Annotated in this window: 16 protein-coding genes; 9 read left to right on the forward strand and 7 right to left on the reverse strand. The window is 43.3% G+C overall.

All coding sequences use genetic code 11. The annotated features are described in order from the left end of the window. Window positions 1-26: 26 nt before the first annotated feature. Window positions 27-1,445, reverse strand: a complete 1,419-nt coding sequence (locus L4D05_RS04445) for an aminotransferase-like domain-containing protein (RefSeq protein WP_489686379.1) — start codon at window positions 1,443-1,445, stop codon at window positions 27-29. Between the two features lie 188 nt (window positions 1,446-1,633). On the opposite strand from L4D05_RS04445, the gene L4D05_RS04450 reads away from it, so the two are divergent. After that, window positions 1,634-1,834, forward strand: coding sequence for a hypothetical protein (locus L4D05_RS04450; protein WP_265672913.1), 201 nt, complete (start codon window positions 1,634-1,636; stop codon window positions 1,832-1,834). A 165-nt stretch (window positions 1,835-1,999) separates the two neighbouring features. Here the strand turns inward: L4D05_RS04450 and L4D05_RS04455 are convergent, their stop codons facing one another. Next, on the reverse strand, window positions 2,000-2,653 hold the full coding sequence (locus L4D05_RS04455) for a thiopurine S-methyltransferase (protein WP_428793161.1): 654 nt from the start codon (window positions 2,651-2,653) through the stop codon (window positions 2,000-2,002). 231 nt (window positions 2,654-2,884) lie between these two features. Between L4D05_RS04455 and L4D05_RS04460 the strand changes: the two genes are divergently transcribed. Further along, window positions 2,885-3,661, forward strand: a complete 777-nt coding sequence (locus L4D05_RS04460; protein ID WP_265672915.1) for a RelA/SpoT domain-containing protein — start codon at window positions 2,885-2,887, stop codon at window positions 3,659-3,661. A gap of 72 nt (window positions 3,662-3,733) precedes the next feature. On the opposite strand, the gene ihfA is transcribed toward L4D05_RS04460, so the two are convergent. The 5 genes from ihfA to L4D05_RS04485 form a co-directional block, all read right to left on the reverse strand. Beyond that, the gene (gene ihfA, locus L4D05_RS04465) at window positions 3,734-4,027 is read right to left on the reverse strand and encodes an integration host factor subunit alpha (RefSeq protein ID WP_102467832.1); all 294 of its coding nucleotides are present in this window, start codon (window positions 4,025-4,027) and stop codon (window positions 3,734-3,736) included. A gap of 506 nt (window positions 4,028-4,533) precedes the next feature. Next, window positions 4,534-6,954, reverse strand: coding sequence for a phenylalanine--tRNA ligase subunit beta (pheT, locus tag L4D05_RS04470; RefSeq protein ID WP_428793162.1), 2,421 nt, complete (start codon window positions 6,952-6,954; stop codon window positions 4,534-4,536). Between the two features lie 18 nt (window positions 6,955-6,972). After that, complete coding sequence (pheS, locus tag L4D05_RS04475) at window positions 6,973-7,956, reverse strand: phenylalanine--tRNA ligase subunit alpha (RefSeq protein ID WP_265672917.1); 984 nt, start codon at window positions 7,954-7,956, stop codon at window positions 6,973-6,975. Between the two features lie 188 nt (window positions 7,957-8,144). Continuing rightward, window positions 8,145-8,849 (reverse strand): class I SAM-dependent DNA methyltransferase, encoded by a 705-nt coding sequence (locus L4D05_RS04480; protein ID WP_428793163.1) that lies wholly within the window; start codon window positions 8,847-8,849, stop codon window positions 8,145-8,147. 15 nt (window positions 8,850-8,864) lie between these two features. Beyond that, window positions 8,865-9,362 carry a GNAT family N-acetyltransferase gene (locus tag L4D05_RS04485; RefSeq protein WP_428793164.1) on the reverse strand — a complete coding sequence of 166 codons (498 nt, stop codon included), beginning with the start codon at window positions 9,360-9,362 and terminating at the stop codon, window positions 8,865-8,867. Between the two features lie 166 nt (window positions 9,363-9,528). Between L4D05_RS04485 and L4D05_RS04490 the strand changes: the two genes are divergently transcribed. From L4D05_RS04490 to L4D05_RS04520, 7 genes are all read left to right on the forward strand, one after another. Further along, window positions 9,529-10,152, forward strand: coding sequence for an NAD(P)H-dependent oxidoreductase (locus L4D05_RS04490; protein WP_428793165.1), 624 nt, complete (start codon window positions 9,529-9,531; stop codon window positions 10,150-10,152). Next, entirely contained in the window at window positions 10,149-12,074 is a 1,926-nt protein-coding gene (locus tag L4D05_RS04495) for a monovalent cation:proton antiporter-2 (CPA2) family protein (RefSeq protein WP_428793166.1), read from the forward strand. Before L4D05_RS04490 ends, L4D05_RS04495 begins: the two co-directional genes overlap by 4 nt. A 101-nt stretch (window positions 12,075-12,175) precedes the next feature. Then, on the forward strand, window positions 12,176-13,465 hold the full coding sequence (locus L4D05_RS04500; protein WP_428793549.1) for an MATE family efflux transporter: 1,290 nt from the start codon (window positions 12,176-12,178) through the stop codon (window positions 13,463-13,465). A gap of 102 nt (window positions 13,466-13,567) precedes the next feature. After that, entirely contained in the window at window positions 13,568-13,924 is a 357-nt protein-coding gene (locus tag L4D05_RS04505; RefSeq protein WP_428793167.1) for a rhodanese-like domain-containing protein, read from the forward strand. 548 nt (window positions 13,925-14,472) lie between these two features. After that, window positions 14,473-16,134 (forward strand): mechanosensitive ion channel family protein, encoded by a 1,662-nt coding sequence (locus tag L4D05_RS04510; protein ID WP_428793168.1) that lies wholly within the window; start codon window positions 14,473-14,475, stop codon window positions 16,132-16,134. Window positions 16,135-16,443: 309 nt separating this feature from the next. Next, entirely contained in the window at window positions 16,444-18,564 is a 2,121-nt protein-coding gene (locus L4D05_RS04515) for a diguanylate cyclase domain-containing protein (RefSeq protein ID WP_428793169.1), read from the forward strand. Between the two features lie 353 nt (window positions 18,565-18,917). After that, window positions 18,918-19,559: a CatB-related O-acetyltransferase gene (locus L4D05_RS04520; protein ID WP_428793170.1), complete on the forward strand. Its 642-nt coding sequence runs from the start codon at window positions 18,918-18,920 to the stop codon at window positions 19,557-19,559. Window positions 19,560-19,666: the final 107 nt, after the last annotated feature.

Raw genomic sequence — 19,666 nt, forward strand, 5'->3', positions numbered from 1 at the left:
TCGGAAAGATATGCGAGTAAGGCTCGTTACAATAATTGTCTGATCAGCATCCCCAAACGCTCAATAGCCCTGACGACAGAGTCTGTTGCTTGCAAAGAAGCATTCATTCTAAAACAATGCTGAAACTGTTGTGTCGTCGCAAACATTTCCCCTGGAGCGATACTAATATCATCGCTAATCGCTATTTTATATAACTCTGTCGCATTAACATGAGTGGGTAGCACCACCCAAATAAAATAACCACCCGATGAGTAATGTACTTGGGCTTCTTTAGGTAGATATTCTCGCAGCAATTGCCAAATCTGATACTTGCGCTGTTCTAACTTTCTTCTCAATAGCCTTAAATGACGCTCATAATGCCGAGTAGATAAGTAGTCTGCGAGCGTCAGTTGAACCGGTGCACTGGTTGACAGCGTGCTCATCAGTTGGATCTTTTGAATTGGCAAAGCTCGGCTGCCGGCCGCTACCCAACCAATTCGAAACCCTGCAACCAAAGATTTTGAAAAAGAAGCACAATGCAACACGATGCCACTATCATCAAACGCTTTCGCAGGTAAAGGCTTCGCCGCACCATAATACAATTCGTTATAAACGTCATCTTCGATCAAATAGACGTTATATTGCTGAAGTAGCTTAACAAGGCGACGCTTCTTGTCATCTGAAAGGCTAAAACCGAGGGGATTTTGGAAATTGGTCATTAACCAACACGCTTTCACTTGATGCGTTTGGAGAGCTTTCTCTAGATCTTTAAGATCGATCCCCTCCGTTGGGTGCGTGTTAACTGAAAGCGCGCGTAAATTTAGACGTTCAAGCGATTGTAATGCGCCATAAAAACAGGGCGACTCTACAATCACCCAATCACCAGCTTTCGTCACCGACTGCAGGCTTAAATTAAGCGCTTCCAACGCACCCGCTGTAATAACAATTTCATCAGGGTGAATATTCACGCCTTGAGCAGCATAGCGCTTGGCTATGATATGTCGTAACGTTTCATTTCCAGGTGGGAAATTGTCGAGATCATGAGACGTGGTTATTTTACGCGCTGCCCGTACCAAAGATTTATTCACTTGATTCTGCGGATATAAATTGGCTTCAGGATAAGCAAAACCAAAATTTGTCACCGTGTTTTTACGACTCGCTTGCAGAATATCGAAGACGAAATCGTTGATATCAACTGATTCCGTTTCATGTAAGTGCTGTTTAGGAAACAGCGCAGCAACATCTTGAACCGGAGGAGCAACAACATAGCCGGATCGAGAGTGAGAAACGACCCAACCTTGACTCTCTAACAACTGATAAGCGTTCATCACCGTCATTAAACTCAGCCCAGACAGCTCTGTTTGCTTCCGTAACGATGGTAATTTAGTCCCTACTTGCCAGACATTGTTCTGAATTTGCTCTTTAATCTGATTTGCCAGCTCAACGTACTTGGCCAATAGGTACACTCTTTTTCGATAAACGTAACGATCATACTACCTTAAACGCTAACTGTTATACATATTTACTAGAAATCTGTATCTATTATAGCTACCGCTCGCGAGCGTATAATCCAATGGTGTTAGCCGCAACTCAATCACCGATCTTAATCACCGTTCTCAATCACCAATAGGAAGTGCCTGCGATGGAAAATAGCATGACTAATAATAGCGTTAAGAAAGAACTACTTTTGTGCACCATTGCTGCTGCCTTAGTGCTACTCAATATTGGTGCACACCTGCTCTGCACCAAAATGTTCATTGATTTACCTTTGACTGAAATCACTCTCGCCTTGATACCGATGACAATGCTGGCGTTGTGTTTTATCGGCTTCAAAATGGCGGCGAAAGAAGAATAATCCCCTCTCGCCGTTTAAATTGGAATGCTGATTTGCTGACTGCTTCAGCTGGTACAGTTCTGACTGGCTATGCGTCAATTACGATGATTTCGGCTCAGACTATCTTTACTAAAGGTAGTTAAACTGAAGGTAATTATACCTAAAGATAACTAGGCTAATAGCTTACTAAACCAGAGCCTCAATTAGCCAAACTTCCTCAGCAAAACGGGTCAGCCCTTGCTTAATACGACGATGTTCACTGCCTGCTTCGTCTCGCGCTAAACGAGTAATTCGATAGCCTTCATCAAAATACGCGGCAACTTCAGCTTCTGGAACACTATAAGGAGGTCCTGCTAGCTGATCTTGGATATAGTCCAAGGTTACCAGCAATATTTTTCCTCCTGGCTTAAGCACCTGCTTGAGCTTTTCCACATACATCGCTCGTAGATCATGGGGGATGGCTATTAGCGCTGCTCTGTCATAAATCAAATCGACACTTTCAACTGGAGCTGAAAAATAATCTCCGGCATAAATGCTTAGTTCATCAAACTGATACAGCTCAAACTGGCTATTTAAGGTAGTCACTAGAGGGGTATAAAAGTGTTCCGCAAAAAATGAACGAACCGCAATTTGGCTTAGCTCTACACCCTGCACATTGTCATGTCGCGCAGCAAGCCACACTAGGTCCTCTGATTTACCACACAAAGGGACAAATACACTTTGCTCTCGAGTTGGCGTTAGCTTGTTCCAGTGCTCGATAAGTAAGGGATTAACATCATCAAGATGAAAACCAATTTTGTTCGCCGCCCATTTATCGTGCCAAAGTTCATAATCGTTCATTTTATATTCATTTTAGATCTGCATAATGATTAACGTAGAGTTTACAGATTGAGGACAAAAAGTCATGTCTCCTTAGGGTAATATTTCTATGAGACAGGCTTCACAGTTTACTCAACGCTACAAAATATGGACTTGGTAATGCCATTTAAAACCCCATATCATAGGTAGCACTGCTCCACACGTTATAGCACCCTTTTTTACACCGTTTTTGTAACGTAATCAGGAGAGAGCATGAGCATGTTTTTCCGTGCCGCAGCACTAACGCTGCTGGTACTCAGCCGCGCACCAGCATTTGCGGCACCGCTTGATCAATCCAATTCTAACCAAACGAAAGGGAACCAAGAACAGAACCAGATAAGCCCGTCGAACTTTAAACATAGTCTCAGTGGTCTTTATGGTATTGACCCCATTGACAGTCGCGTTGCGCAACCACACGACGACTTTGACGTCTTATACAGTAAATCTCATCAAGCTCAACACGAACTAGAGTCTCTGTGTAAAACGACCGCTCTGTTAACTCAAACAGAGTCACACTTCGCCGGTGTGAAATCCTCTGACCGTGCCTTGAAAAAAATAAACACGGAATTAAACGGTCAAGTTGATCAAATCACCGATCTCGCTCGGGCAACAATCATAGCAAATGATGTATCGTCATTAGTTAGTGCATTCGAAACATTAAGCAGAGAAGCCAAAGTAGTGCGAGTTAAGAACCGATTTAAATCACCTAACCCATCTGGCTATCGTGATTTGAATATCCTTGTCGAGCTTCCAAAAACTCGTATCATCGCTGAAGTTCAGCTACACCTAAAAGCGATTGCTGAAGTAAAAAGCGGCCCCGAACACGATTTATATCAAATTATACAAGGTATTGAGCGTAATGCTGCGTCACATGGACGCTCACTTAACGATATTGAAACCGCTCAAATCACCAGCCTACGACGACAATCAATGGAACTCTATCAAAACGCATGGCAACCCTATATCACCACGCATATTCAAGCTGCTTAATCTTATTAAGTTACCACCTTCCCTAAAACAAAAAGACCACGCATTGCGTGGTCTTTTTGTAACAATCAAATACTAATCTAGTTTGATGTTTTCAACACGAGCCTTCAGTTTTTGGCCTGGACGAAACGTCACAACACGTCGCGCAGAGATTGGAATATCCTCTCCGGTCTTAGGGTTACGACCCGGACGTTCATTTTTGTCTCGAAGGTCAAAATTACCGAAACCAGACAGCTTTACCTGCTCGCCATTTTCGAGTGATTTTCTGACTTCTTCAAAAAATACTTCTACCGTTTCCTTGGCATCCCGTTTACTAAACCCGAGTTTCTCAAAAAGGTTCTCAGCCAAATCGGCTTTTGTGAGCGCCATAAAACTCCCCTCAAAGCTATTTCATACTTAGCTGCTACAATAGCAACACCACATATTTAGTTCGACCAATCAACAACATAACGGTCTTACTTTGAAAAGTGTAAGCCAACCTTATGATTTTCGCCAACTTTTTTATTTCATGGAAATGTCAGGACTTCATTGCCACCAACCAATGGGTTACCATAATTTCAGAATTTAACACCAAAACCCAAACAAAATTACAATTAAAAAAGAATAAACAACTACAAAATAAAATCACATCAGAACAAACATTTAGTCGCACAAATTATAAAAACCTTAAGATAGGGCACACTTTTACGATAAATTACAAGTAAAAACAGTCAGTTGCGTCTAAATGCACAATATGAAACACGTTTAATCCCCTGTTAAATTTTACGCAAAATATCGTAAACCCAACTAGAATTTTAAATTGATTTTTGTATTGATATAAAAAAGACGAACCCAAAAGGGTTCGTCTTTTCAGATTTATGTTCAGTTAGTGTTCATTAATCTCTTAAAGAAGCACCAAATTTTTCTGAGATTGAAGCGACAATCGCATCTACTGAACCAGCTATGTCCGCATCTTCAAGTGTGCGCTCTACAGACTGTAGGCTAAGTGCAATAGCCAGGCTCTTCTTGCCTTCTTCTACGCCTTTACCTACATAAACGTCAAACAGTTTAGCGTCTGTTAGGAATTCGCCACCAGCTGCGATACACGCATCAACGATGTCGCCAGAAGCCACAGCTTCATCAACAACAACGGCGATATCACGACGGTTTGCTGGGAACTTAGATACTGCTACTGCTTCTGGAAGCACGCGAGTGTTGATAGCTGCCCATTCTACTTCGAACACGATAGTACGGCCGTTAAGACCAAACTTACGCTCTAGTTCTGGGTGAACAGTACCAATGATACCCACTTCTCTCTCAGTTTCGAGACCGGCGTCGACTACGATCGCTGCAGTTTGACCTGGGTGAAGTGCTGGGTGCTTAGCGGCTTTAAAGCTGTATGCTTTTTCGTTTGCGGAAAGCTCAAGAATTGCTTCTAAGTCACCTTTAAGATCGAAGAAATCTACAGTGCTAGTCGCCATGTCCCAGTGCTCTTCGCCACGCGTACCAGAGATAACACCCGCAAGCATCATTTCTTGGCGCATGCCGTTTTCAGCCGTTGCTTCAGGGATGAAACGTAGGCCTGATTCGAATAGACGAACGCGAGACTGTTGACGCTTCTGGTTGTGAACAACGGTATTTAGAAGACCTTGGATTAGGCCAAGACGCATTGCTGACATGTCCGCAGAGATTGGGAATGGCAGGATTAGCGGCTCAACACCAGGTACAACCAATTTTTGCTGTTCAGGTTCTACGAAGCTGTATGTGATTGCTTCGTGGTAGCCACGGTCGACAAGAAGGTCACGAACGCGCTTAAGCGGTTGGTTAGCTTCTTTGTGGTCATTCATTTTAAGTGCCGCTTTAGGCGCTTGGTTTGGAATGTTATCGTAACCGTAGATACGACCTACTTCTTCAATTAGGTCTTGCTCGATTGCGATATCAAAACGCCAAGATGGAGACGTTGCCGTCCAACCAGCTTCTGTCGTTTCCGTATCTTCTACAACAGAAACGTTACAACCTAGACGAGTCAGAATTTCCACTACGTCTGTAGATGGGATTTCGTGACCTAGTAGGCTGTCTAGCTTAGCGCGACGTAGAGCGACTACGTTTGCTTTAGGAAGATCAGCTTCAGATTCGCTGCCGTTTACTGGCGCAACTTCACCACCACAGATTTCAACTAGCAGCTGTGTTGCACGCTCCATTGCCGCTAGCTGTAGCGTTGAATCAACACCACGTTCGAAACGTAGAGAAGAATCTGTGTGAAGACCGTAAGCACGTGCGCGACCACGGATGTGATCCGGTGCGAAGAATGCAGCTTCAAGAAGTACGTCTGTCGTTTCAGTAGTAACACCTGAATCTTGACCGCCAAAGATACCAGCGATGGCTAGTGCTTTGTTGTGGTCAGCGATAACAAGTGTGTTGCTGTTTAGTTCAGCTTCGTTACCATCTAGAAGTGTTAGCTTTTCGCCCTGCTCTGCACGGCGAACTACGATGCCGCCTTCGATCTTAGCAAGATCAAATGCGTGCATTGGTTGGCCTTGCTCTAGCATCACGTAGTTTGTGATGTCTACCACTGGGTCGATTGAACGGATGCCACAACGACGCAGTTTTTCTTGCATCCAGATTGGAGATTCCGCTTTCACGTTTACGTTCTTAACCACACGGCCAAGGTAACGTGGACACGCGTCTGTTGCTTTGATTTCAACAGACACTGTGTCTTCAATGCTTGTTGCAACAGCTTCAACTGTTGGCTCTGTCACGTCTGCGCGGTTTAGTACGCCAACTTCACGAGCAAGACCACGGATACTGAAGCAGTCTGCGCGGTTTGCTGTTAGGTCTACATCGATAGTGACGTCGTTAAGCTCTAGAAGCTCGCGAACATCCATACCAAGCGTCGTGCCTTCTGGCAGCTCAAGGATGCCGTCAGACTCTACGTCGATACCTAGCTCAGAGAAAGAACAAAGCATGCCGTGCGATGGAACGCCACGTAGTTTTGCTTTCTTGATTTTGAAGTCACCAGGCAGTACTGCGCCAACTGTCGCTACTGCTACAGTTAGGCCAAGACGACAGTTAGATGCACCACATACGATGTCTAAAAGCTCTTCTTCGCCGATATCAATTTTTGTAACTTGTAGTTTGTCTGCGTCTGGGTGCTGACCGCACTCAACCACTTTACCTACTTTAACGCCGGTGAATTCACCAGCAACAGGTTCTACATCGTCAACTTCCAAACCAGCCATAGTGATTTGGTGAGCTAGCTCTTCGCTGTTAATTGCAGGTTTAACCCACTCGCGTAGCCAAGATTCACTGAATTTCATAGTTTTGACTGCCCCGGATTACTTGAATTGTTTAAGGAAACGAAGGTCGTTCTCAAAGAACGCACGAAGGTCATTTACGCCGTAACGAAGCATCGTTAGACGCTCTACACCCATACCGAATGCAAAACCAGAGTATTTCTCAGGGTCGATGCCAACAGAGCGAAGTACGTTAGGGTGAACCATGCCACAACCTAGAACTTCTAGCCATTTGCCATCTTTACGTTTCACGTCAACTTCAGCTGAAGGCTCTGTGAACGGGAAGAATGAAGGACGGAAACGCACTTCAACTTCTTCTTCAAAGAAGTTACAAAGGAAATCGTTAAGAATGCCTTTAAGTTGTGCGAAGTTTACGTTCTCGTCCACTAACATACCTTCCACTTGGTGGAACATTGGCGTGTGAGTTTGATCGTAGTCGTTACGGTAAACACGACCCGGAGCAATGAAGCGGAATGGCGGCTTGCCGTTTTCCATCGTACGAATTTGAACACCAGAAGTGTGAGTACGTAGCATTAGATCAGGGTTGAAGAAGAAAGTATCGTGATCAGTACGAGCTGGGTGATCGTCTGCGATGTTTAGTGCATCAAAGTTGTGGAATGCATCTTCAATCTCAGGGCCAGACTCAGTATTAAAACCAAGCTCACCAAAGAACTGTTCGATACGCTCAACAGTGCGAGTCACTGGGTGAAGACCACCGTTCTCAATGCGACGACCTGGTAGGCTCACATCAATAGTTTCTTCAGCAAGTTTCGCTTCAAGCTCTGCGCGTTGTAATTCGTCTTTACGCGCGACGATCGCTTGCTGAACCGCACCTTTCGCTTTGTTGATCTCTTGACCAGCAGTGCGACGCTCTTCCGGTGGTAATTTACCTAGGCTTTGTAGTTGAAGAGTGAGTTCACCCTTCTTACCTAAATACTGAACGCGCACTTCGTCTAGTGCGACTAGCGACTCGGCAGCTTCAATCGCAGCCGTTGCGTTAGCAATAATCTCTTCTAGATGTTGCATCGTATCCTCATCTACCTACTGGTAGTGTTCATAACGGTGTTTTTTGATAGCTGTACATAGTAATCAAACACGCCAGCAAAGCCAAATTGATTTGTAATTTGAACGGGTTACTGGGCAAAAAAAAGCCGTTTTTTGTTAATTCAATACCAAATCACTATTTAATTGGAAAAGTTTTCTTATTTCTAGCGTCATTGGCTGAGCTTTTTGGCACGAATAAACACAAAATTTGGACGGCGAGAAAGGGTTTCAAACGTCTCTGGTGCAACGGATTTCATTTTTATATCCGGTACGCCTTCAGAAAAGCGCTCCATAACAAAGCCACAATCACTTAACGCAGAAAAAATAGACGTAAGTGAGCGACGGAAAAAGCTTACTTCAACTGGCTCTCCCGTGGTGTCCCAGTCTTCTGTAATTTGTTCAACCGCAAAGTAGTTGCTGTTATTGTCTGAGGGATCAAAGTCAATAATCGGATGATGGGTTGAAAACACGAATACCCCCTCTTTCTTCAATACACGTGATATATCTAAAAATAGAGGTCTAAGGTCTTCTAAATAGTGAATCATAAGCGGGCACACCACAACATCAAACTGCTCGTCGTGCTCTTTTGGTAAACCTATAGATAAGTCTTGCGCATAAGCGTGTACCTGTTCCTTGAGTTTACTGCGCGTAATGGCAACCATTTCTTGCGACGCATCAATTGCTGTAACGCGTGCGCCTTGCTCGGTAAATAATTGCGCATAAATACCCGGACCACACCCCAAGTCCAACACATCTTTATCAGTGACATCACCAATCAGTGCCAATGTTGTTGGGCGTTCGTACAATGCATTATAAGCATTATCTTGAATGGCCTCGTCATACTTAGTCGCATGAACTGTGTACATTTTACCCATCAAATCCTCACTTACTTACTTACTTATGTGACCCGGCGCGAACCATACTAATCGCAACATGTCTTTATGTTGAATACCCGATTCTATTATCGCTTGCGGGTAATGATCGAGGAAAAAATCTTTGACCACTCGGTCTACTCTAAAACCATGGCGTTGATAAAAGGTTAATTGATAGCCAAAGGTTCCCGTTCCCAACTCTACGCGCGTGACGCCTTCTTTTGCCATGCATTCTAGCGCGGTCGATAACAACTGACTACCTAGCCCTCTCTTCTGCCAGTTAGGGGCTACCGATATATTATAAAGTTCCGCATGTTTTTTATTACCATTCACCCCGATAAAAATCAGAAGTACGGCCACCGTTTGGTTATTATTCTCTTGGCTATGCTCTCCGTCAGATATTACGAACGCAGTGCAGTCATTGCGATAGCTTTCAATGACCTTACGGTCTGGGTCAGCCTCTAAAAGTAGCTCAATGGGTACGCAAGACCCACTACATCTCCTAACGTCTAACATGCTAAATACATCCTAACTCTACTATTGACTTATCTAGGCACTCTATCACGACCAGGTCATAACATTAACTAATTGAAATACCTTAACCAATTGAATTATCTTAAATTGTGTACTAAGTATTAGTTCAATAACATTAAACCTTCACCCTAGAAGTGAGTCAAATTTCATGACAAATAAGAAAAATAAAGTCTTGGTTCTATACGCACATCCGTCGCCACGTCGGTCTGAAGTTAACGCTCCTATGTACAGAGATGCCTGTAATATTCAGGGGGTAACCGTTGTCGATTTATACTCAGAATACCCGACGTACCATATTGATATCGACCGAGAACAAAAACGGCTAGTCGAACACGATGTCGTTGTTTTCCAGTTCCCACTGTATTGGTATTCTACGCCTTCAATTCTGAAAGAGTGGCAAGATCTTGTCTTGGAATATGGGTTCGCCTATGGGCAAGATGGCACATCCTTGGTTGGAAAGCCTTTTTTTTGTGCCATTTCAGCAGGAGGCAAAGAAGAAGCTTACCAAACCGACGGGTACAACCACTTTACTATTCGCGAGCTGTTACAGCCCCTTGAACAAATGGCGAATCTAACTGGATTCATCTACCTTCCTCCATTGGTATTATTTGGCTCTCGAACAGCCAAAGAAGAACATAGAATTTCCAAGCATAGAGAGCAATGGAAAGCGTTGTTGACCTCTTTAGTTAACGATGAATTTGACATTCAAATAGCCAAACCGTTAGACAAACTTAACCACTACTGGCCAAAAGACTCGGAGCAATCCCTATGACCGGATATTTTTTGCAAGCCTTCATTTACCTATTTGCCGCGGTTATTGCCGTACCCATTGCCAAACGCCTTGGGCTAGGCTCGGTACTTGGGTACTTAATCGCCGGCGTGGTCATTGGCCCCATAATCGGCTTAGTTGGCGAAGAAACCACAACCATTCAGCATTTCGCTGAGTTTGGCGTTGTCATGATGCTTTTCCTTGTCGGCCTTGAGCTAGAACCTAAGATGCTTTGGGCTATGCGACATCGTTTGATCGGACTTGGTGGACTGCAAGTAGGTGGTTCAACAGCGGTCGTCATGACGATCGCAGTACTCATGGGATTATCATGGACGATATCACTCACCATCGGACTTATTTTTGCTCTGTCATCAACCGCAATCGTGCTACAAACCTTCAATGAAAAGGGGCTAACGAAAACAGAAGGCGGAAAAAATGCGTTCTCTGTTTTACTTTTTCAAGATATCGCTGTCATTCCTATGCTGGCTTTCATCCCATTACTTGCCTTACCGGAGCTTGTCGCACAGGCACAAACAGCCGTTACCGATGCCGCTCAACATCACGAAGAATTTAGTCTGGTCGCAGGTTTACCTGGTTGGGCGTATGGTTCGGTCATCATTATATCTATCGCTATTGTTGTTGTCGGCGGACACTATCTAAGCCGACCACTCTTTCGCTTCGTGGCGTCTTCTGGGCTTCGTGAGATTTTCACTGCTACGGCTTTAATGCTGGTTATCGGTATCGCAGCGTTGATGAGTTTAGTGGGCCTTTCTCCCGCATTGGGCACCTTTCTTGCCGGCGTTGTATTAGCGAATAGTGAGTTTAGGCACGAATTAGAATCGAATATTGACCCATTTAAAGGGCTATTATTAGGGTTGTTTTTTATCACCGTAGGCGCTGGTATAAATTTTGGTATTCTATTTGACGACATTGCGCTCATTCTCGCGCTGACCTTCGGCGTGATGGCCATTAAAGCAGCTGTCCTCTACGGGTTAGCCTTGATCTTCAAAATCAAAGGCAGTGACCGTTGGTTGTTTACTCTCAGCCTTGCTCAAGCCGGTGAATTTGGGTTTGTCTTGTTGAGTTTTTCCGTACAAAATCACGTATTACCCACCGACATTGCGCAGATATTGTCACTGGTTGTCGCGCTCTCCATGTTTTTAACACCAGCACTTTTCATTTTCTTCGACAAAGTCATTTTGCCGAAATTTGAAAAAGACACCAATGATCGCGAAGAAGATACCATTGATGAACAAGGTAGCGTTGTTATTGCGGGGATCGGCCGCTTTGGTCAGATTGTAAATCGATTGCTTGTCGCCAATAATGTCAACACGGTCGTCTTAGATATTCGCGCAGAACAAGTCGACCTGATGCGGCAAATTGAAACTAAGTCTTTCTTTGGTGACGCCACTAAACCTGACATGTTACACACAGCAAAACTAGAAGAAGCCAAGCTGTTTGTTATTGCTATGGACAACTATGAGGCCAGCGTCGAACTTGTAAAATACGTCAAACATACGTACCCTCACGTCAAAGTATTAGTTCGAGCTTATGATAGAGGCCATGGCTATCGTTTGAGACAGGCTGGCGCCGACTATATCGAGTCAGAAACCTATCACTCAGCTCTCGAGCTTGGCTCAAAAGCCATGCGCTGCCTTGGTTTTCATCCGTTCTTTGTGGAACAACAAAAAACCATCTATAAAACCATTGAAAATAAACACTCGGATACCTTATACAATGGCTGGACCAACGTGGCCGAGGGAGCACGATATGACAACAACTATCGCCAGCTTTTCATGGAGTTGGAAGATCTAATTAAAGACGCCATGAAAGTTGACCGGAACGACAAACATTCTCGAGAACGTGGATGGACACCGCCTCCTAAAGGTTATGCCGACGATTTAAACGAATCAAAAGACTTATGATTCTACAAGAAGCGGGTAGTAATACTCGCTTCTTGGACACACTAATAAAAGAAGATAACGTGAATACAGACACCAAAAACCTCGCTCAACAACTTTTCAAAATGACACTCCCGATGGTTTTGGGCGTTCTCTCCCTGATGAGCTTTCAACTTGTAGATAGTGCTTTTATTGGTCAACTCGGTGTTTTACCTCTTGCTGCCCAAGGTTTTACCCTACCCATGCAGATGGTGATCATTGGTATTCAGGTTGGTCTAGGCATTGCAACTACCGCCATTATTTCCCGCGCCTTAGGGGCAGATAATCAACGCTATGCTCAACAACTCGGCGGTCTCATTTTACTGTTTGGTAGCCTTGGTGTCAGTGCGATTGGCATCCTGATTTGGCTCTTGCGCTACCCTATTTTGGCCATATTGAGTGCCCCTGAATCTGTCTATCCCGTAATAGACAGCTACTGGCCATTTTGGCTGTTGAGCTCGTGGGTTGGTGCAGTACTGTATTTCTATTACAGCGTTTGTCGCTCCAACGGCAACACCGTTTTACCCGGCATGATGATGATGGTCACAAGCCTAGTTAACTTAGCGCTTGACCCACTGTTCATTTTTACCTTTGACATGGGCATCAATGGCGCCGCGATCGCGACTATCGTCGCTTTTGGTGTTGGGATTCTTGTGGTCGCACCGAAAGTTATGAGGAAACAATGGGCAACTTTTGATTGGAGTGATCTCAACATTGTCACCAGCCTCAAGTCTATTTGGAGCATTATGGCGCCAGCCATGGTAAGCCAGCTGTTGCCACCGCTGTCATCCATGCTAGCCACTAAATTATTGGCCACTTTTGGTACGGCGGCTGTCGCCGCATGGGCGGTCGGGTCTCGTTATGAGTTTTTCGCTATTGTAACGGTACTTGCATTAACCATGTCGATGCCGCCAATGGTCGGCAAACTATTAGGCAGAAAGAACCTGCAAGACATCAAAAAACTTGTCAACATCGCCGTTATCTATATTTTGGCATTTCAATTTCTGGTTGCTATCGCCACCTTTATTTTTGCGCAACCTTTAGCGCAGCTAATGACGAGCGAAGATAACGTATATCGAGTTCTGCATTATCACTTACTCCTTGTCCCATTTAGTTTAGGTCCGCTTGGTGTATGTATGTTAATGGTGTCAATTTCAAACGCACTAGGTAAAGCAAAAACCGCACTGACTATCTCGACGCTACGACTATTTGCCTTCTTCTTACCTTGTTTATGGATAGGCTCTCAACTCGGTGGCATCCAAGGACTCTTTTACGGGGCCTTTGTTGGCAACATTTTAGCTGGTCTAAGCGCATGGCTGACTTACAGTTATTCGGTGAAACAGCTCGAGCGGACACTCGCGCAACCGCAATCTTAGGTTTATTTTGTTATTATTCATCGACAATCATCATGTTCTCACAAACTGCGAACACTCAAACCACTATGATTGAGCAAACACCCTTACCAATAGGAACCGGTTATGAAGCGTACCTTATCCACACTACTTGCAGCACTTTGTTTGGCAAGTGTCAGTTTTAATGGACTTGCAACTGAGCGTGCCCAACAAGGCTGGCAGCTCATTGAACAAGGTGCAATGCTTGTGGACGTCAGAACACCACAAGAATTCGTCGACGGTCATATAGACAACTCGGTCAACTATCCTTTATCTGAGATTGAAAAGCACTTTAGTCACGTTGATAAGTCAACATCGATCGTTTTATATTGCCGTAGTGGTAACCGCTCCGGGCAAGCCTATCGCTATTTGCAATCACAAGGGTTTACACAGCTTCATAACGCAGGTGGCCTCGAGGAAATGCTGGCACAAAAACAAGACTAATTTACGCATTTTTACATCAACATTTTTATCATCAGCCTAAGTCACAAGGGACAGTGTTTTCGAGTGACTTAGCACGTTAATACTCAACTACTTTAGCTACTCAACTGCTTTACCCGCTCATCACCTCTCTTTTCACAAACACCGAATTACTTCCCTGACCACAATATCAACAGACTGGATTATACAACCCCCTCACTACACTTATCTCATTTTGCATCGTTATTACGTTACGTTGTTGCGTTGAAGTTCTATTAGGTGAGTTTCTATCAGGTGAATGGTGAGTTGGCACAAAATGGTAATCCTTAATATTCCAGCTCGTTATGATACACCCCAACGAACAGGAGCCCAGCAATGACCTACCGCGATTTTCAAAATACTGACGCATATAAACTACTTCTTGGTACCAACCAACTAATAACAACAGTCGGAATATTTACTTTTACCGCTTTAAAAGCCACAGCAAAATTACTGATTTGGGCTATCAAAAAAACGTATTTCTGGATCGCTAAGCGATAGTTGTAATTAGACTAATCAATATAGGAAAACGAATGAAGAGCAAATTTCTACTCTTGCTAACATTGGCTGTTGGTAGTGCGGTTTCAACGCTTGTCGTGGCGGGACAAACTATCATCGACCAACAGTCGGCTTTGCAAACCGACATAGAAAAACTCGCAAGCCATGCGATACTAAATCGCTTTGAAGAAAGCATCATCCACAGGAAAAACTCTGCGATCAGGCACAACATCGCGGAGTCCCTAACAGACGACGTTGCGGATGAACGCATCCAACAAATAGTGACGAATCAACTGTTCTTTATGCAGACTCTGCTAGGTGCAAATGAGCAAGAACTCAAACGACTCTCCGTTTTATCAAAGAAGGGTAATACCACCAAACGAGATGAAATCCAATTCGCAATACAAAAACGTATTAAAACAATGGACGAGTACTATGCCGAGTTATCACAAACGATATCATGGGGCAAAAAACTCGGTCTTGATACTCAAAAAGCAGAAGCATCCCTCGAAAAAGATTTGGCATCAAGGGCTGAATTTCTCTATAACAGTGTCCTATTCCTCGACAGCCAACTTGAAGACACACGAGAACGCTTAACCTATACGTCAGAGGGCGACAAAGCCGCGTTAGAAGAACAAGCTATTCGTACTTCTGCGCAGATCAATCTATTTATTCTAAGTCTGGAATCGAGTATTTCTTTACTTGAAAATTATGGCGTAGACACGACCGAATATAAACAACTGTTATTTACCGTTACCGGTGACATCAGCACAGACGTGCTTGATTTGAGTGTTCTGATGGGATTGGTGAGTGAATGGGTTACCGCATTTAAAAACTGGGCGATGGAGCATACCCCATCATTTATTGTGAAAGTATTCGTGTTCGTCGTCATCTTGTGGCTGTCGCGTTCATTCGCAAAAATTGTAGGCAAAGCGGTACGAAAAAGTGTCAGTCATTCAACAATGAAGTTCAGTATTTTGATGCAAGACTTCTTTGTTTCCATCGCTCAAAAAGGCGTAACTGCGCTTGGATTACTGATCGCACTTTCACAACTCGGCATCGAGCTGGGTCCCTTATTGACAGGTTTCGGAGTCGCGGGTGTCATTATTGGTTTTGCTCTGCAAGATACGCTATCCAATTTTGCATCTGGGATGATGATTCTTATTTACCGCCCGTTTGATGTAGGTGACTTAGTCAACGTTGCTGGGACATCCGGCACCGTTAATCATATGAGTTTAGTATCAACCACAATACGAACCGTCGACAATCAACGATTAGTGATTCCAAACAATAAGATTTGGGGAGACACCATCAACAATATCACCGCAGAAAAAACACGGAGAGTTGATATGACTTTTGGGATTGGTTATAACGATGATATCGACCAAGCTAAAGCAATCTTCAATGAGATACTATCGCAGCACCCTAAAGTCCTAACATCACCTGCACCAATGATATATGTCCATACATTAAATGAAAGTTCCGTCGATTTCATAGTACGCCCGTGGGTAAACACCGAAGATTACTGGGATGTGTACTGGGAAGTCACTGAAAGTGTTAAGAAGAGTCTAGATAGCAACGGGATTAGTATTCCGTTCCCACAACGAGATGTTCATATATACCAACACAATGCTGAACATTCCACTGAGTTATCAAGCAAAATGAAGCTAGATGCCGTCAATAAACAACTAGCATAATAATTCCCCCACTATCACTGCTCTAATAGGCCATGTTATATTTGGTTCAAAATAGTGATGGTGGGAAAGCTATTCACGCAACGTAAAAATTTAGTCCACGTAGCTACGATATGACAAGCAACCATACTCAATAGCACCAATACACCAAGCAATCACTGAGCGATAAAGTATTTTCATTGTGAATAAGTAAATTATATACTTAACAACCGATTTGGATTTAATATTCAGTAAGTTAACATTGTATTATATCAAATTAGCGTTAATATTAAGCGTAACGTCGAATCCAAACCATGGAAGGAATCATTGGAATTGAGCAACAAGCCCTATCGTTTTCTTGAAGTACTCGCCATACTGTTGGTCAGCACTTGGATTTTACTCCAAGCCCCTCAAGCAGCGGCAAACGAGCTCAAAAAAACGTATGTCGTTGCGGCTCATAAGCACGATTTTTTAGCACGATTTATCTTCTCCACTATCGAACAACATACCGATGTCACGTTCAAGTATTTAGACTACCCGATATTTAGTGAACGACTTAGTGCTGTAGAGAACAAAGAACTCGATTTTGTTGCCAATATTACGTTCACACAAAGCAGAGCAAGTCGCTTTGCCTTTTCTCCCCCCACCAATATAGAGCCAACTTACGTATTTAGTATTGACGGACAGTCTTTCGATAATCTTGGCACCATTGGCACCACCATGGGCACGGCATTTACTGATATTATTCAAAAGTATTACCCTGATAAAAGAGTGTTGGATTTTAATGATAACAATGTTGCCTTTGATGCTATCAATGCAGGGTATATCGATGGGTTTATTGGCACCTTCCTACAGCTAGAAGACTTTCTAAATGCTGGCTTTAAACCCGTACTGATCAACGATCAAGTCACCATTCCCCCAGTGTCGCTTATCACAAACAAGGCCGAAAATATTTCATTTCTCAATCTATTTAGCGATATTATTTTACAAGAGCACGTACAAAAACAATTAAGACAGTACATTGAAAATTACATCAACGATATTGCAATTAACCAACTTAAACAAAAAATCAAGACATCGAACTTAGACTTAAGTAAACCTATTACTATCTACTTAAACCCGCGCCAACCTTACGTATTCTCAGATTCAGAAGGGCAACCGGAAGGCATTGCAGTGGATTTTGCCAAAGAGATATGTACGCTAAATATGCTTACCTGTGCGTTTAACTATGAGCCAAATGAATCATGGTCTACCAGCATTGAAAAGCTCAAACAAGGTGACAGAGATGTGACGACCCCTATCGCATCTTCAAGAGATCGCAAGTCTTTCGCGTATTTTAGTCGACCATTTGACTCTATCGATGGCGTGATAGCAAAACGAATTGGCTATAAAGAAGAAGTGCACAAACACATCTCTGAACTCTTTGCTGAAAAAATCGGGGTCGTCAAAAACGACATATTCGCTCTAATCACCCAGCGCTTACTTCCAAATAAAGTTCTCACTTATTACTCTGATACCCCAGCGATGTTAGCCGGATTAGCGAATAAGGAGATAAATTATGCCGTTACCAATAGAGTAACACTGAACAAAATGTTATTCGATGAGCAGGTATCGAATATCATTGAAGATCGATATTTCTATCCTTTTTACAGTTCTAAGCTTAGCTTCGGTTTCCCTAGAACAGAGCGAGGCGAAGCTCTCATGCAGCTATTTAATCGTACGCTTGACTTCATTGATGCCGACAGCATTAGCAAGCGCTACCTGCCGCCGGCGAACTGGCGCGAACTGCATGAAAAAGAACAAGAAAGGCAGCGTTTAGATGTGATCATAGCGTTACTTATGCTACTAGTATTGGTTTGCGTATTTTTCTGGTTAGTTACCCATTCGCGCGCGAATCGAGATGCTTTAACCAAGCTGAAAAACCGGCACGCGTTGAACCGTATTAGAAAACAAGCGTTAGGCAAGGGCAATTATCTCATCTATATTGACCTAAACAAATTTAAACACATTAATGATACCTACGGGCACAATGTCGGTGACCAAGTATTACGCTGTTATACTAAACGTCTTAATCAAACGATTAAAGGAGATATCTATCGTATTGGTGGTGACGAGTTTGTCGCAATCAGTAACCTTTCAGGTAAGCACCTTGATGATATTTTGCCTAACTTAGAAGCCTTTGAGTTTCTAGTTAGAGGAAAGGAAACAACACTTGCACTATCCGCATCTATTGGCGTATTTCTACCCGATACCAGTAACCTAAGCATCAAACAATTACTTATCTACACTGATTTTGCGATGTACGAAGCAAAAAATGACGAGCAAAAGCAAAGCGTTGTAGTCGATAAACAAAAGCTCACAGAACTCATCGCGATACACGAGCCTATGCTTCGCAGTCGACGGACACCTACGCCCTCTTCAGCACAAGACGCGAATATGTCACCACACTCCTAATGCTATTGTCTGTTTTAATACAGTTGTTACAGGGTAACTCATTTTAGCTTTGTGCTCGTTTATAAAAACTCATTTTACAATAGAGCTATTTCGTGAAAATTCAGGCATAGTCGTCATTTGTTTAGTACTGGTGAATATTTCACCTTAAAACCTATCACCGAAAATATATGTTGTCCTAATGTCAGCGTAAGTGAGCTCCTGCTCTTCCTAACAAGGAATAATCCGTCATGTTGTTTAATCCACTACTGAATCAACCCCGTATTCATTGACGTTTTTTTCCATCCATTGTGGCGTTGCAACTCACCTGTTGCGTAACGCTTAGTTAGGTAAAAAATGAAATAGGATGAATAATAATGACGAATAAACATTGGTCAAAATTTCAGCTTTTGCATGATGTCGTGCAAAACGAAAACATTGAGATTAAAGGGAAACACAGCTATTACAGTGATTGTTGGGATAACGGCTTCGAAGAATCCGTAATTCGATACTTACACGGTGATGCAGTCAGCAAGAAGTGGGATCCGCGTTGGGCGATAGACAAGCTTTACATCGGTGACTATGTCTGTATTGCAGCAGAAGCAATCATTCTTATGGGCGGGAATCATAACCACAGATCAGACTGGTTTTGCCTCTACCCATTTATGGAAGACATAGAGCAGTCATACCAAAGTAAAGGGCCAACAACAATACATGATGCCGTTTGGTTGGGAATGCGCTGCATGATAATGCCCGGAGTCACTATTGGTGAAGGTGCCATAGTCGCCGCCAACAGCGTGGTCACCAAAGATGTCGAACCCTATAGCGTTGTAGCAGGCTCACCTGCCACTCACGTAAAATATCGTTTTGATACTGATACGATTAATACTCTGCTATCGTTAAACATTTACAATTGGCCTGAAGAAAAATTTATGGCTCTCAGACCCTACTTATGTAGCGCCGTTCTCACTCACTTGCAACAAGCTATTGATGACTACGATCTCGCATGCTCGAAGTAATTCGCTAATGTAGGCAAGAACCGTTCGCTCTTTGTTTCTTTTCCACTGAACAACGCACTGATTTCTTTTACCAATCAGTGCGTTTGTTGTACCAGTAATTGCGGCAG

The sequence above is a fragment of the Vibrio nomapromontoriensis genome, assembly GCF_050337205.1.
Lineage (GTDB): Bacteria > Pseudomonadota > Gammaproteobacteria > Enterobacterales > Vibrionaceae > Vibrio > Vibrio nomapromontoriensis.